This is a genomic window from Pseudomonas sp. ABC1 (genome assembly GCF_013395055.1).
Classification (GTDB): Bacteria; Pseudomonadota; Gammaproteobacteria; order Pseudomonadales; family Pseudomonadaceae; genus Stutzerimonas.
The window spans coordinates 2,871,873-2,885,841 of sequence record NZ_CP058349.1; the positions used below are offsets into that span (position 1 = coordinate 2,871,873).

General features: G+C 63.3%; 12 protein-coding genes. 2 read left to right on the forward strand and 10 right to left on the reverse strand.

The window, feature by feature from the left end; genetic code table 11:
- Positions 1-91 precede the first annotated feature (91 nt).
- Complete coding sequence (locus HW090_RS12615) at positions 92-976, reverse strand: acyltransferase (RefSeq protein ID WP_179113853.1); 885 nt, start codon at positions 974-976, stop codon at positions 92-94.
- Positions 977-1,087: 111 nt separating this feature from the next.
- Here HW090_RS12615 and HW090_RS12620 point away from each other — a divergent pair, with 111 nt between their 5' ends.
- Positions 1,088-1,582 (forward strand): ATP-dependent zinc protease, encoded by a 495-nt coding sequence (locus tag HW090_RS12620; protein ID WP_373416348.1) that lies wholly within the window; start codon positions 1,088-1,090, stop codon positions 1,580-1,582.
- A 15-nt stretch (positions 1,583-1,597) separates the two neighbouring features.
- Here the strand turns inward: HW090_RS12620 and HW090_RS12625 are convergent, their stop codons facing one another.
- From HW090_RS12625 to HW090_RS12645, 5 genes are all read right to left on the reverse strand, one after another.
- Positions 1,598-1,768, reverse strand: coding sequence for a hypothetical protein (locus tag HW090_RS12625; RefSeq protein ID WP_179113854.1), 171 nt, complete (start codon positions 1,766-1,768; stop codon positions 1,598-1,600).
- The gene (locus HW090_RS12630; protein ID WP_179113855.1) at positions 1,765-2,877 is read right to left on the reverse strand and encodes a PepSY domain-containing protein; all 1,113 of its coding nucleotides are present in this window, start codon (positions 2,875-2,877) and stop codon (positions 1,765-1,767) included. The genes HW090_RS12625 and HW090_RS12630 overlap by 4 nt, the downstream gene beginning before the upstream one ends.
- Positions 2,878-2,961: 84 nt before the next feature.
- Positions 2,962-5,388 carry a TonB-dependent receptor gene (locus tag HW090_RS12635; RefSeq protein WP_179113856.1) on the reverse strand — a complete coding sequence of 809 codons (2,427 nt, stop codon included), beginning with the start codon at positions 5,386-5,388 and terminating at the stop codon, positions 2,962-2,964.
- Between the two features lie 109 nt (positions 5,389-5,497).
- Positions 5,498-6,445 (reverse strand): FecR family protein, encoded by a 948-nt coding sequence (locus tag HW090_RS12640; RefSeq protein WP_179113857.1) that lies wholly within the window; start codon positions 6,443-6,445, stop codon positions 5,498-5,500.
- Entirely contained in the window at positions 6,442-6,918 is a 477-nt protein-coding gene (locus HW090_RS12645) for an RNA polymerase sigma factor (RefSeq protein WP_256930807.1), read from the reverse strand. The genes HW090_RS12640 and HW090_RS12645 overlap by 4 nt, the downstream gene beginning before the upstream one ends.
- A 253-nt stretch (positions 6,919-7,171) precedes the next feature.
- Here HW090_RS12645 and HW090_RS12650 point away from each other — a divergent pair, with 253 nt between their 5' ends.
- Positions 7,172-8,134: an Rpn family recombination-promoting nuclease/putative transposase gene (locus HW090_RS12650; protein ID WP_179113859.1), complete on the forward strand. Its 963-nt coding sequence runs from the start codon at positions 7,172-7,174 to the stop codon at positions 8,132-8,134.
- A 132-nt stretch (positions 8,135-8,266) separates the two neighbouring features.
- Here the strand turns inward: HW090_RS12650 and HW090_RS12655 are convergent, their stop codons facing one another.
- From HW090_RS12655 to selO, 4 genes are all read right to left on the reverse strand, one after another.
- Positions 8,267-10,678: a TonB-dependent siderophore receptor gene (locus HW090_RS12655; protein ID WP_179113860.1), complete on the reverse strand. Its 2,412-nt coding sequence runs from the start codon at positions 10,676-10,678 to the stop codon at positions 8,267-8,269.
- Positions 10,679-10,799: 121 nt separating this feature from the next.
- Positions 10,800-11,789, reverse strand: coding sequence for a FecR domain-containing protein (locus HW090_RS12660; protein ID WP_179113861.1), 990 nt, complete (start codon positions 11,787-11,789; stop codon positions 10,800-10,802).
- On the reverse strand, positions 11,786-12,307 hold the full coding sequence (locus HW090_RS12665; RefSeq protein WP_179113862.1) for a sigma-70 family RNA polymerase sigma factor: 522 nt from the start codon (positions 12,305-12,307) through the stop codon (positions 11,786-11,788). The genes HW090_RS12660 and HW090_RS12665 overlap by 4 nt, the downstream gene beginning before the upstream one ends.
- A gap of 195 nt (positions 12,308-12,502) precedes the next feature.
- On the reverse strand, positions 12,503-13,963 hold the full coding sequence (gene selO, locus HW090_RS12670) for a protein adenylyltransferase SelO (protein WP_179113863.1): 1,461 nt from the start codon (positions 13,961-13,963) through the stop codon (positions 12,503-12,505).
- Positions 13,964-13,969 lie beyond the last annotated feature (6 nt).

Sequence of the window (13,969 nt, forward strand, 5' to 3'; positions counted from 1 at the left end):
TCATCGGCAGGGAAGTGGCGCGCAGTCTAACTGAAAGGGGCGTGGGGTGCCGTGGCTTACCCTCTCCCCGGCCCTCTCCCGCTTGCGTGTGCTAGCGCTCAGCCCGTAATGCCTCGATGCGGGCGTCCTTGTCCTGCCACAGCTCGCTGACCCATTCCTGCATCTGCTGGCGGAAGGCCGGGTCGTCCTGGTAGTCGCCCTGCCAGAGGGAAGGCTCCAGTGGCAGGCTGCGGATATCGACGATGACTTTCGGCACCTGGCCGCTGATCAGTTCCCAGAAGCCGGGCACCCGCTCGCCGGGGTAGATCACCGTGACATCGAGGATGGCGTCGAGCTGTTCGCCCAGGCTGGCGAGGACGAAGGCCACGCCGCCGGCCTTTGGCTTGAGCAGGTGACGGTAGGGCGATTGCTGCTGGTCGTGCTTGGCCTGGGTGAAGCGGGTGCCTTCCAGGTAATTGACCACCGTGACCGGCATCTCGCGGAATTTCTCGCAGGCTTCGCGGGTGATCTCCAGGTCCTTGCCCTTCATGTGTGGGTTGCGGCCGAGGAAGGCCTTGGAATAGCGCTTCATGAACGGGTAGTCGAGCGCCCAGAAAGCCAGCCCGAGGAAGGGCACCCAGATCAGTTGCTGCTTGAGGAAGAACTTGAAGAAAGGTGCCTTGCGGTTGAAGGTCTCGATCAGCGCGGGAATGTCCACCCAGGACTGGTGGTTGCTGATCACCAGGTAGGAGGTGTCGCGGCGCAACTGCTCGGCACCGCGGATATCCCAGACGGTGGGGATCAGCAGGGCGAAGATGGCCTTGTCGATCTGCGCCCAGGTTTCCGCGAACCACATCACGCCATGGGAGCAGTATTTGCGCAGGCGTGGAATCGGCAGCAGCTTGAGTAACGCCAGCAGCAGGATCGGCCCTATCAGGGCCAGCGTATTGATCGCCAGCAACAGGAGAACGGCCAGCCCGGTCAGCAGATGCCTCATGAGTGCTCCTTACTAAAGTCAAGGTGCAGGGATGATAACAGCAGGTGGTTGAACGAAAAGCCGGGGGTTCAAGTCCCAGTTTCCGAATCCGCTGATGAAAGGAGAGCGCCCTTGCTGCGTCCACTGCTACTCGCCTGTTTCTTCTGTATGCCGGCCTTCGCCGATGAGCCCCGGCTTTATGGCCGTTACGAGCACATCCGGCTCGAAGGCCTCGATGCGACCCTCAAGGCCAAGATGGACACCGGTGCCGAAACCGCTTCGCTGTCGGCGCGGGATATCGAGATATTCGAGCGCGAAGATGCGCGCTGGGTTCGTTTCCGCCTGGCTGTCGAGGGCGCCGACGACCGCCTGCATGAGCGCCCGCTGCTGGGCACCAGCGAGATCAAGGGGCGGGCGGAAGAGGGGGGCGGCAAACCGGGGGTCGCCTCGCGGCCCTTGATCAATATGGATATCTGCATCGCCGACCGCCTGCACCAGGCCGAGGTGAATCTGACCGATCGCTCCCACTTCAACTATCCGCTGTTGATCGGCAGCAAGGTGATCAGCCAGTTGCAGGCCGCCATCGACCCGGCGCGCAAGTACACGGCGGGGCAGCCGGACTGCTAGACGCCCCTGTCACTGTCAGCGACGCGGAAGCAGCGCCAGGCAGCCCAATGCGGCTGGAATGCCCAGGCCGATCCAGGCCAGGACGTCCCAGCCGCCGTCCCCGAGCAGTGCGGTGACCAGCCCGGCAAAGCCCAGCAGGGCGATCAGTGTCGGCAGGCGGAAGGTCGAGCGGCGCCAGCGTTTCATGGCCTGGCCTCCCGTGTCTTGCCCCGGCGCTTCCACCACAGGTACAGGCCGCTGCCGAGCACGACGATGGTCAGCAGGTCGAGCACGGCCCAGAGGATCTGCATCGGCCTGCCGCCGTAGTCGCCGAAGTGCAGCGGTTGTGACATCGACAGCATGTCCATGTACCACGGGCGCCTGCCGACGGCGGTCACCTCGAGGGTGGCGGCGTCGATCAGCACCGGTGTCCACAGGTGCGAGGTCAGGTGGCTGCTGCCTTTCATGAAGACGCTGTAGTGGTGCTCGCTGGAGAATCGGGTGCCGGGGAAGGCGATGAAGTCCGGCTGCATGCCGGGCGCGGCCTGTGCCGCGATGCCCAGCAGTGGGCTGGCCGGGGCACGGGCCTGCAAGGGCGGTGCGTCACGATAGGGCTCGACCAGGGCGGCCAGGGCGTCGTTGCGCCAGGCCGAGATCAGCAGGTCGGCGCAGGCGCTGATCACGCCGGTGATGCCGACCACCAGCGCCCAACTGAGGGTGACGATGCCGATCAGGTTGTGCAGGTCCAGCCAGCGTGTGCGGCGTGACTTGTGCCGCCGTACTTCGGCGAAGTCGAGCCTGCGCATGAACGGCGCATAGAGCACCACGCCGGAGACGATCGCCACGACGAACAGCAGCCCCATGAAGGCCAGCAACAGCTTGCCTGGCAATCCGGCGTACATGTCCACGTGCATGCGCAGGAAGAACATCATCAGGCCGCCGTTGGCCGAGGGCATCTCGAAGGCTTCCCCGGTGCGTGCGTCCAGGCCGAAGGTGTGCGACGAATTCGGCTCGGTGCCGGCGGTGGCCGCCATGATCACCCGTAGTGCGTTCGCGTCTTCGTCGTCCCAGCCCAGGTATTGCACCACTTTGTCGGGGTGCTGGCGCTCGGCGGCCTCGACCAGGCGCTGCAGGTCGAGGCGTGGCGTGTCCGCCGGCATTTCGCGCAGTTGCGGGGCCTCGCCCAGCAGGTGTTCCAGCTCATGGTGGAAGATCAGCGGCAGGCCGGTGATCGCCAGCATCAGCAGGAACAGGGTGCAGATCAGGCTGGTCCAGGTGTGCACGAAGGACCAGCGTCGGATGGTGGCGGATTTCATAGGCTATACGGAGCGACAAGCCGCAAGCTCCGAGCGGCTAGCCATGGGTGCATGCCTTGCCGCTCGTAACGTGCCGCTGCTCTTTCAGAACTCCAGTTGGGCCGAGAAGGTCAGGGTGCGCGGTGCGCCCAGGTAATGGCGGCTCAGCCAGTATTCCTTGTCGGTCAGGTTGCTGATGTTGGCGCGCAGGGTCAGGTCGTTGTCCGCCAGCGGCAGGCGGTAGCGGGCACCCGCGTCGAAGGTGGTGAAGGACGGCAGGCTGTGCTGGTTGGCCTCGTCGGCATATTGCTTGCCGGTGTAGTAGGCGCCGCCGGTCAGGGTCAGGCCGGGCACGGCGCCGAGGTCGTATTCGGCGTAGAGCTTGGCCAGTTGCGTGGCGACACTGACGGGCTTCTGGCCCTCGTGCTCGGCCTTCGCGGCTTTCTTGACCTCAGGATCGAGCAGGGTGATGCCGCTGATCAGCGTCAATGCTGGCGTGACCTTGCCGGTCAGGCCAAGCTCCAGGCCATTGTTCTCCTGACGGCCATCCTGCACATAGTATCCCTGGGCGTTCTGGAGGGCGTTGGGCTTGTCGATATTGAACAGCGCCGCGGTCAGCAGGGTTTCGCCGAGGGCGGCCTTGATGCCGATTTCATACTGTTCGCTGATGAAGGGCGCCAGCGACTGCCCCTTGTTGAGGGCCGCGTCCGGTGCGATACCGCCTGCCTGCAGAGCCTCGATGTAGGTGACGTAGGTGGTCAGCCAGGGCTGCGGTTTGTAGACCAGCGAGACGTTCGGCGAGGTCTTGCTCTCGTTGTAGCGCTTGATGGCCGGCTTGGAGCCGCTGGTCCCGACCCAGACGAAGTTGTCGCTGAAGGACTTGATGCGTGTGCGGGTGACACCAAGGATCGACGACCATTGTTCGTTGAAGGTGATGACATCGCCGATCAGCAGGTTGTCCGACTGGCTGCGCTCCGACAGGTGCTGGTCGCCGTGGCCGACCGAGTACGCGGGCTTGGCCACCTGTGGGCGTTCGTTGAAGGGGCGGTTGCCGACCACCGAGGTGTATTGGAACCTCGTGTCGATGTAGTCGGTGTAGTTACGCTCGCGGGCGATATTGCCCTGGTAGCCCGTCGTGACCTTGTGGCCGATACCGGCGGTGTCGAAGGCGGCATCGAGGAACAGGTAGGTCGAGGTTTCCTCTTGTTCGACTGGGGCGAAGGCGTACAGCGGTTGTCCATATACGCCGGCGCTGCTGACGGTGGGGCCGGTGTAGGCGTACTGGGTTTCGTTGAGGTCATAGGCCAGCGCGCCGCGCAGGCTGAAGATGTCGTCCAGTTTCCACTGGAAGCGACCACCGACGCGCTTGTGCTCGCTGTCGGCAAAGGACCAGCGCTGGCTGTACAGCTTGTCGTTGTCCAGATCGCTGGCATCGGGCCGGTGGGCATGGTTGGAGAAGAACCAGTAGCTGGTCAGGCCGCGAGTCTGGTTTTTCTTCCATGACGCATCGAACTGGACCAGCAGGTCGTCGCTGACATTCCAGTCCAGTGCCAGGCTGACCAGTTGGCGGCGGCGCTTCTGCAGGTCGATGGCGGTTTCCCCGTCCTGGCTGAGGACGTTGAGTCGGTAAGCGAATACGCCCTGTTCGTCGATCTTGCCGCCGAAGTCGCCGTGCAGGTAGTAGCTCTCGCCGCCGGCGTTGCCGAGGGTGACGCTGTTATAGCGCTCGGTGGTGGGGCGCTTGAGCACATAGTTGAGCAATGCGCCCGGTGTACCCGGCCCATAGAGGAAGCCGCTGAGGCCGGTAACGACTTCCAGGCGTTCCATTTCCTCGATGGCGTTTCCACTGTTGGACGAGTTGGAAAAGCGCAGGCCGTCGTTGGCGACGTTCAGGTTGCCCGAGGCGCTGAAGCCGCGCACGCTCAGGCTGCTGGCGTAGCCGGCGGTGGTGGGCGAGGTGAACTGGGTCGAGGGGTTGAGCTTGAAGATATCGTCCAGCGAGGTGGCCTGGATGTTGCGCACCAGGTCGCTGGAATAGACGCTGATCGAGTAGGGCGTGTCGCGTAGCGCCATGCCGCCGAGGGCGCCGACGTTCTTCAGGTCTTCGCTGCGGTAACCGCTGGCCTCGGAGCCGTCCTGCGTGCGCAGGCGGCCACTGATGTCGACGTCATCGAGCAGCAGGGCGTTGCCGCTGTCCAGCGCTTGCAGGCTGTAGCTGCCGGATGCGCCGGGAACCAGTATCAGCCCGCTGCCGCTCAGGGCCTGGCGCAGTGCCTGCTCAGGGGAAAGTTGCCCCTGCACCGGCTGTGAGGTGCGGCCACGGGTCAGTTGCGGGTCGATGCTCAACACCAGGCCGGCATCAGCGGCGATACGGCTCAGGGTCGAGGCCAGCGGGGCGGCGGGCAGCGCGTATTCGCTGCTCTGTTCGCCGTGGTTTTCCTGGGCGGAGGCCGGCAGGGCGGCCGCGAGGCCCAGCATGGCGATGCCGGCGGCAAGCAGGGTAGGGCGCAGTAAAAGACTGGATGACGACATGGAGCGGCTCCGCAGGGAATGATTCGGTCACTCCCTTGCCGAAGCAGAATGCAAAAGTGATAGGGCGTCCTGAAAATATTTCTGGGAAGCCTGTGCCTGGCTCCGGGCGTCAGTCGCGAGCGGCCCTGATCACCACCCACCAGTCGGTGTGGCGTTCGATCCGCACCGGCAGGCTGGCCGGCAGCGCCGCCAACGCCTTGTCGAGATCGTGCAAGGGGAAGCTGCCGCTGATGTGCAGGTGCCTGAGCGAATCGTCCAGCCCCAGGTAGCCCGTGTGGTATTCGCCGAGTTGCGCGAGCAACTCGCTCAGCGGCATATCCTCGACCACCAGCATGCCTTTGCTCCAGGCATCGGCGGCCAGCGGGGCGGGCTGGATCTGGCCCAGTGCGTCGTGGCCCATCAGCAGCTGTTCCCCTGCTTCTACCACCTGCCGCTTTGCCGATTGTTCCGGTTTGGCTTCCACGGCGGATTGCAGGACGATCAGGCGGGTCCGTTCGCCCTCACGTCGAACCAGGAAGCGCGTGCCCAGGGCGCGCAGCGAACCTTGCTCGGTTTGTACGATGAAGGGGCGCGGGTCCGGCTTGCCGGCGGTTTCCACCAGCACTTCGCCGCTGCGCAGGTAGAGGGCGCGCTGCTGCTCGTCGAAACGGATATCCAGGGCGCTGAGGCTGTTGAGACGTATATGGCTGTCGTCGGCCAGCGTCAGGGTGAGTTGCTCGCCCCTGGCCGTGCGCTCGTCTGCCAGCCAGTCCCCTAATGGGCGCTGCTGGGCGATGCCGACCCCGAGGCCTGCGAGCAGGGCCAGGCCGAGCAGGGTGCGGCGTGGCATCCGCCGCTCACGCGGGCGTTGCAGCAACTGGCGGGTGAACGGGTTGTCGATGGCCGCCAGTTGCAGGTCGATGCCTTGCAACTGTTGCCAGGCGCGGCGGTGTTCCGCCGCCTCGTCCAGCCACTGCTCCAGCGCGGCCTGGCAACCCGGCGAGTCGTCTTCCTGGCGGCGCAGTTGCCAGGCAATGGCCGCGTCCAGCACGGCGGACGATACGGGGGCGTGGTTCATGCCGGCTCGCCGTAGAGGGCGATGTAGCACTGGCGCATGCCCTGTGCCAGGTACTGGCGCACCCGTGGCACTGAGACGCCCAGGCGCTCGGCGATCTCTGCGTGGGTCAGTCCGTCCAGGCGGCTATGCAGGAAGGCGGCGCGGGCCTTGCTGGAGAGGCGTCCGAGCAAGGCATCGATCCGGTTCAGGGATTCGAACAGCAGGATGCGTTCTTCCTCACTGGGTTGCAGGGCCTCGGGCAGCCGCTCCAGCTCTGCCTGGTAGGCGCGTTCCAGGGCATTGCGGCGGAAGTGATCGATCAACAGGCCCTTGGCGATGCTGGTCAGCAAGGCCCGAGGTTCCCGGGGAAGCAGCAGGTCGTTGCGCCTGAGCAAGCGCAGGAAGGTGTCCTGGCTGAGGTCCTCGGCCCGGTGCGGACAGCCCTGGCTACGCAGCAGCCAGCCGACCAGCCAGTCGCGGTGCTGGCGGTACATACCCTCGACGAGGTTCTGCTTGGCGGGCTCTTCGTGCGACAAGGGCACTCCTGCGGGTCGTGGACCCTGAATTAACGAGAACGATTCTCGGAATTATCACGGCTCACGCACCTCCCGGCAATAGCCAATCGTACGATAGCGAGCCAGCCGCTCTGGTTGGCGGCAAGATGAGGGCAGTGTGAATCCGGTCACGGATTTCCTTTGGGCAAGCAGGCAGTATCTGCCCTGCATACCCCTCATGCAGGACCGGAAAATGGCCCAGGCGCACGACACTGGCTACAAGCTGTTGTTCTCCAACCCGGAGTTCGTGCGTGATCTGTTGGTTGGGTTCGTACCGCAGGACTGGGTCGGGCAGGTCGATTTCTCCAGCCTGGAAATGCTCAATGGGCATTACGTCAGTGAAGATATGCAGGGCCGCCATGAGGATATGGTGTGGCGGCTTCGGTTGGGCGATGACGGTTGGGTCTACCTGTATCTGCTGCTGGAGTTCCAGTCCACGCCGGACCGTTTCATGGCCCTGCGTCTGCTGACCTATGTCGGGTTGTTCTGGCAACAACTGGAGAAGCAGGGACAGTTGACCCACGATGGTCGCTTGCCACCGGTGCTGCCGCTGGTGCTCTACAACGGCTTGCGCCAATGGCCCTACTCCACCCGCTTGGACGACCTGTGCCATCCCGCACAGTCCGGCTTGCGGGCGTTCCAGCCGCATTTCGAATACCTGCTGATCGATGAAAATCGCTATTCGGACAGCGAGTTGAGCGGGCGGCAGAACCTAGTGGCGATGCTGATACGCCTGGAGCAGGCGCAAACACCTCAGGTCATGAAGACCGCTATCGACGAACTGCGCGGTTGGCTGACTCTCGACGACCAGACGCCCTTGCGCCGCAATATCATCCGATGGATTATCGGGCTGGTCCGCAGGCGCACGTCGAGCGGGCGCATCCCACCACTGAGCGACTTGCTGGAGGTCAGCACCATGTTGGCGGAACGTACGGAAACCTGGAGCGAACGCTGGTTGCAGGAAGGTCTGGAGAAAGGCAGGGCGGAAGGCCAGGCTGTATTGCTGCAACGCCAGTTGGACAAGCGTTTCGGCCCATTGCCTGAGTGGGCCGTACAGCGGATCGAGCAGGCCGGGGTGGAACGTATTGGCCTCTGGGCCGAAGCGATCTTCGAAGCGCAAAGCCTGGAAGAGTTGCTGGCTCAGGGCGAGGTGTAGGACGGGACAAGCGCGCCGTGGTGATACCCATCGATTCACGAAATATCGTTGATGGCGATGATGGGTATCACCTAGCGGTTCAACCCATCCTACGAGTTATGCTATGGGCCGTGTGCTTTTAAAACCGCTCGTTTAGAAATCGTAGCGCAGGCCAAGGCGGAAGTTACGCGGGTCTCCATAGTGACCAACACTGCCTCCGATACCGGAGTAGTACTTCTCATCGAACAGGTTTTCCAGGTTCAATGTGGCCGCCAGTTGCTCGGTAACTTGATAGCGCGCCATCAGGCTGGTGATGCTGTAGTCATCTTGCTTGGCTCTGGCTTTGAGGGTGCTGTAGTAGAGCGAAGTGCCGGAATTCCAGGAAATACCTCCGCCCACGGTCAATTTGCTCCAGTCTCCGGGCAAGTGGTAGGTGTTCCAGAGGCGGAAGGTATCCATCGACAGTTGGGTCAACTGGCGTACTCCATCGGCGTCTTCCGTACGCGCATGGCTGTAGCCTGCCATGACCTGCCAGCCTGGTAGCACTTCACCCGAAAGCTCCATGTCGATACCTTTGGTCTCGGTACCCTTGGCGGCCTTGTAGGCCGACTCACCTATCGTGCCGACGACGAGTTCGCCTCCGTCCAAGACTGCCAGGTTGTCCCTTTGGACCAGGAACAGCGCAGCGCTGGCATTAAGATGGCCATCATGGAATTCACCTTTCCAGCCAAACTCGTAGTTACTGCCCACGATGGGTTCCAAGATGGAGCCATTACGGTCACGGCTCGATTGTGGTTTGAATATGTCGGTGTAGCTGACATACACGGATTGCTCCGCCGTCAGGTCATAGATGATTCCCGCGTAGGGTGTCACTTCACCACGCTGTTTCATCTTTGTTACCTGAGGTGCGTAGTAGTAGTCGTAGTCATAGTCGGACGTACGGATACCGACGATAACGTTCATATCGTCCATGATGTTGAGCTTGAATGCCGCGTAGCTACCTTTCTGGCGACTTTCAATGTTGAAGATCTCCATGACTGTGCCCGTTTCGGTAGGGTGTGGCAGATAGTTATCCCAGTCATAGAAGTTGACCATGGTTATGCCGATGTCGTAGCCCGTATGGTCATTCTTATAGTTCTGATAGTTGAAGCCGGTAATGAACTCATGGGTACGACCGAGCAGAGAGAACGGCCCCTGCAATGTTAGGTCCACTCCGCTCTGTTTTTGTTCGGCCAGTGCGTTGTAACGGAGCATTCGCGCTGATCCGGTTGTTTCATCCAGCCAGGCGCGGCCGGAGGATGTCTGGTACGAGCCGTTGTAGTTGTGGCGGTCGGATTCCATATGGTTCGCGGCCATCTTCAGTTGCCAGTCATTGGCGAAGCTGTGTTCGATGGCCATGAAATAGTTGGTGGTTTCCAACTCATCGTACATCCAGCGTGCACCGGAGCTGGTTGAACGGGAGAAGTTGGTCTGCTTGCCGTTGGTAAACATCAATGGCACGCCAGGAGAGCCTGTGGCCTTGAACTTTTGATAGTCGACACCGACGCGCAGCAGGGTGTCATCGTTCAGGTCGGTCTCCAGTACCCCGTAGAGGATGTCCTTGTCCTGTTTGTACCAGTCCCGGAAGCTGTCGCTCTTTTGTTTGGCGGCCACGATGCGCCCACGCAAGGCGCCATTGGTGTTCAGTGGCCCGGAAACGTCGACCTCACTGCGGTAGTAATCCCATGAACCGACACTGGCTTGAATATACGATTGAAACTCGCGGGTCGGGCGTTTGCGAACGAGGTTGACTACGCCGCCTGGTTCCCCTGCGCCAGTCATAAGGCCTGTAGCGCCACGGACAACTTCGACACGGTCGTATAGCGTCATGTCCAGCAAGGTGCTGGGCATGTTGCGGGTCTGGTTCTCCTGAGTCGTGGTAACACCATCGAGCTGATAGGTGTTGATGGCGCTGCCGCGCGAATAGATGTTGTACCGCAAGCCGCCGTCCTGGGACATGGTGATGCCGGGTGTCTGGTTGAGCACATCGGTCACGCTGGTCAGATGCTGGTCATCCATGCGCTGGCGTGTGATCACACTGATTGACTGGGGCGTTTCGCGGATGCTCAGGTTCATCTTGGTGGCGGTACTGGTGACACTCGTGGTGTAGGAACCTGTCCCTTCGGTTGTTCCACGGCTTCCCTCCAGACTGCTCCCAGTGATGCTGGTGGCATCCAGCTCGAAGGCTTCGCTGGCGCGGATCGAATAGCTGCCATCCGCCTGCGGGTACGCCAGCAGGCCGCTGCCTGCGAGCAGTTTGTTCAGGCCGGCGAGGGGGCTGTAGTGGCCTTGCAGGCCGGGGCTGCGTTTGCCACTGGTCAGGCTGGCGTCGTAGGACAGGATGATGCCGGCATTGGCAGCGAACTGGCTGAGGGCCGTGGCCAGGCTGCCGGCGGGGATGTTCTGGGCTTGCTCCTGCGCATTGGCGGCGCTGGCGTGCAGTGGCAGCAGCGGGGCGCCGAGCAGGGTGCCGAAGACTATGGCGTTGATGATGGAAGCCAGGGGGTGGCGACTGGGTGTGAGCATGCTGTCCTCGTCTCGAGTGTGGCCGTGGGCCTTTCTGTTGTGTTCAGGACAGAGGCGTATGAGTGCGCGAAAAGGTACAACGCGGATGAGAATATTTTCTTCAGGCTTCAGGCTTCAGGCTTCAGGCTTCAGGCTTCAGGCGGATGCTGACCCAGTAGCGGGTGCGCCGTTCGAGGTGTAGCGGGAAGGATTTCTCCAGTGCGGCCAGGGCGGCATCGCTGTCGGTCAGCGGGAAGGTGCCGGAAACCCGCAGGCTGTCCAGGCGCGGTTCGTGTTGCAACAGGCCGGGGCGGTAGCGGGCCAGTTCGTCGAGCAGACGGCCCATGGGCCAGTCTTCGACGATCAGTTGGCCCTGGCTCCAGTGGCCGCTCCAGGGTTCCGCTGCCTGGGCCTGATGGGCCTGGTGCGTGTCGAACAGGCCGCGCTGGCCCTGTTCGAGCTTCAGCGGCAGCCCTGCTTCCGGCAGCAGCCTGACCGCATGCTGGTAGACGTCCACTTCGCTCAGCCCCGGGCGCTGCATCACGCTGAAGCGAGTGCCCAGCGCCTGCACCCGGCCCTGGGCGGTCTGTACCAGCAGCGGTCGCCGGGCGGCATCGTCGGCGCTTTGCAACAGCAGCCGGCCGCGCCACAGGTGTAGCAGGCGTTGCTGTTCGTCGAAGCGGATATCCACGGCGCTGTCGGTGTCCAGCGTCAGTTGGCTGCCGTCGGCCAGTTGCAGGTGGCGAATCTCTCCGGTCGCGGTACGCAGGTCGGCCAGCCAGCCCTGGCCGGGGGCGATGCGGTAGCCGGACCAGCCGAACAGGCCCAGGCCACCGCCGATGACCAGTCCCTTGAGCAGGGTGCGGCGGTTGCCGTGGCCGCTGCGCCCGAGTACGTCCAGCGCCAGTTCGCCACGGCCCTGGAAGTCGCCCAGGCGCCCTTGCAGGGTCGAGACACGCTCCCAGGCCCAGCAGTGTTCGCGGTCGCTGGCGAGCCATTCTTTCCAGGCGTCCTGCAATTGCTCGCCCCCGTCGCCGGCGGACAGTTGCACATGCCAGCGCGCGGCATCCTTGAGTGCCTGGCGGCGCGCCTGCCGCTGTGCGTTATCGACCACGCTCGTGGGCTCGCTCATGGCTGCTCGTCGAACTCCAGCAGCAGGCAGCGCTCGGTGGCCTTGACCATGTATTTCTTCACCGAACTGAGGGACACGCCAAGGCGCTGGGCGATCTCCACATAGCTCATGCCCAGGCACTGGGCCATCAGGAAGGCTTGCTTGGCTTTGGCGCCACAGCCGTCGAGCAAGCGGTCGATCTCGCGCAGCCGGTCGAGGATCAGCACACGTTCTTCCGTGGAGATTTCCTGGTATTCGGGGCGAATGGCCAGGGCCTCGAGGTAGGCCCGCTCCAGGCGCTGGCGGCGCAGGCGGTCGAACAGGACGCGGCGGGCGACGGTGGTCAGGTAGTTGCGTGGCTCGCGCAGTTCCCGCAGCAGTTCCAGCGCACTGCTGGAGGCGAGGATGCGCAGGTAGGTGTCCTGCATCAGGTCGGCGGCCAGTTGCGGGCACTCGGTCTGCCTGCGCAACCAGCGTTGGAGCCACAGATGGTGGTTGCGATAGAGCCTGTCCAGGTCGGACCGGGGTGATTCGTTCATGGCCGTGAAATCGTTCGACGCCTGCAGAAGATGCTAATCATTCTTTTTTAAGCGCAATGCTGCAAGCGAGATGTGAAAATAGCTGCAAGTTGCCAGCGAGTGCCACGACACGCACCGGATCACGCTCGGCTGTAGGGTGCGCCGTGCGCACCAGGGCTGGTGCTGATTGCGGCGCACCCTGCACAAGATCGCTGCTCAGGAGGAGCAACTGATCTCCAGGTGCTTGCCCCATTCCGGTGGGCGTTCGGCGTAGCGCTGCCTGTCGGGTTGTTCATCGAAGGGGCGTGACAGCACTGCATGCAGTTCGCGCACGGGGGCGTAGTCGCCCTGCTCGGCGGCCTCGATGGCTTGCTGGGCAAGGTAGTTGCGCAGGGTGTATTTCGGGTTGACGGCGTGCATGCGGGCCTGGCGTTGCGCCTGGTCGCCGCTTTCGCCTTCGTTGCGGGCGCGGTAGCGCCTGGCCCAGTGGTCGAAGCCGGCCAGGTCGATGAAGTCATCGCGCAGGCGTGCCAGGGCCTGTTCCGGGGCGCTATCACCCAGTTCGCGGAAGAAGCCCGCATAGTCGATGGCGCTGCCCTGCATCAGGCGCAGCAGACCGAGGACCAGATCGCGGTCGTCGGCTTCTTGCCGCGCCAGGCCCAGGCGGGCGCGCATCAGTGCCAGCCAGTGCTCTTCGTAGGCGGGCAAGAAGGTGTCGAGGCTCTGGCGCAGGCGCGAGACATCGATCAGCGGCGTCAGTGCCTGGGCCAGGGCGCTGAGGTTCCAGTGGGCGATCGGCACCTGGTTCTCGAAGCTGTAGCGGCCCTGGTTGTCGGAGTGGTTGCAGACGAAGCCGGTGTCGAAGTCGTCGAGGAAGGCGTAGGGGCCGAAGTCGAAGGTGATGCCGAGGATCGACATATTGTCCGTGTTCATCACCCCATGGCAGAAGCCGTAGGCCTGCCACTGAGCGATCAGGCGAGCGGTACGGTGTACCACTGCATCGAAGAACGCCGGGTAGGGATCATCCTGTTCCAGGCATTGCGGGAAGTGGCAGGCAATGGCGTGGTCGAGCAGGCGCCGCAGTTGTTCGTGCTGGCGGGTGTAGTAGAAGAATTCGAAGTGGCCGAAGCGCACGTGGCTTGGCGCCAGGCGCGTCAGCATCGCGGCCTGCTCCTGGCGTTCGCGCCAGATCAGTGTGTCCGAGGTGGTCACGCAGAGTGCCCGCGAGGTCGGGATGCCCAGAGCATGCAGGTGCTCGCTGGCGAGGAATTCGCGGATCGACGAGCGCAGCACGGCGCGGCCATCGCCCATGCGTGAGTAGGGTGTCAGGCCGGCGCCCTTGAGGTGCAGGTCCCAGTGTTCGCCGGCCTGGTTCAGCACTTCGCCCAGCAGCAGGCCGCGGCCGTCACCCAGTTGCGGGTTGTAGACGCCGAACTGGTGTCCGGAATAGACCATCGCCCGTGGCTCTGCGCTTTCCCACACCTGCTGGCCGCTGAACAGGCCGGTGAACAGCGGGTCGTCGCAGGTTTCTCGTGGCAGGTCGAGCAACGCCAGGGCTGCCTCGCTGGCGACCACCAGGCGCGAGCCTTCCAGCGGCTGCGGGTTGACCTCGGTGGAGAAGTCATCGCCCAGCCGCGCGAAGCGGTTGTCGAAATGCAGGGTGGTCAGGCTGGACATGGCGGT

Excerpts from the sequence above, each read along its gene's own strand:
- HW090_RS12615 (WP_179113853.1), bottom strand. The coding sequence starts at position 976 with ATGAGGCATCTGCTGACCGGGCTGGCCGTTCTCCTGTTGCTGGCGATC.
- HW090_RS12625 (WP_179113854.1), bottom strand. The coding sequence starts at position 1,768 with ATGAAACGCTGGCGCCGCTCGACCTTCCGCCTGCCGACACTGATCGCC.
- HW090_RS12630 (WP_179113855.1), bottom strand. The coding sequence starts at position 2,877 with ATGAAATCCGCCACCATCCGACGCTGGTCCTTCGTGCACACCTGGACC.
- HW090_RS12635 (WP_179113856.1), bottom strand. The coding sequence starts at position 5,388 with ATGTCGTCATCCAGTCTTTTACTGCGCCCTACCCTGCTTGCCGCCGGC.
- HW090_RS12640 (WP_179113857.1), bottom strand. The coding sequence starts at position 6,445 with ATGAACCACGCCCCCGTATCGTCCGCCGTGCTGGACGCGGCCATTGCC.
- HW090_RS12645 (WP_256930807.1), bottom strand. The coding sequence starts at position 6,918 with ATGTACCGCCAGCACCGCGACTGGCTGGTCGGCTGGCTGCTGCGTAGC.
- HW090_RS12650 (WP_179113859.1), top strand. The coding sequence starts at position 7,172 with ATGGCCCAGGCGCACGACACTGGCTACAAGCTGTTGTTCTCCAACCCG.
- HW090_RS12655 (WP_179113860.1), bottom strand. The coding sequence starts at position 10,678 with ATGCTCACACCCAGTCGCCACCCCCTGGCTTCCATCATCAACGCCATA.
- HW090_RS12660 (WP_179113861.1), bottom strand. The coding sequence starts at position 11,789 with ATGAGCGAGCCCACGAGCGTGGTCGATAACGCACAGCGGCAGGCGCGC.
- HW090_RS12665 (WP_179113862.1), bottom strand. The coding sequence starts at position 12,307 with ATGAACGAATCACCCCGGTCCGACCTGGACAGGCTCTATCGCAACCAC.
- selO (WP_179113863.1), bottom strand. The coding sequence starts at position 13,963 with ATGTCCAGCCTGACCACCCTGCATTTCGACAACCGCTTCGCGCGGCTG.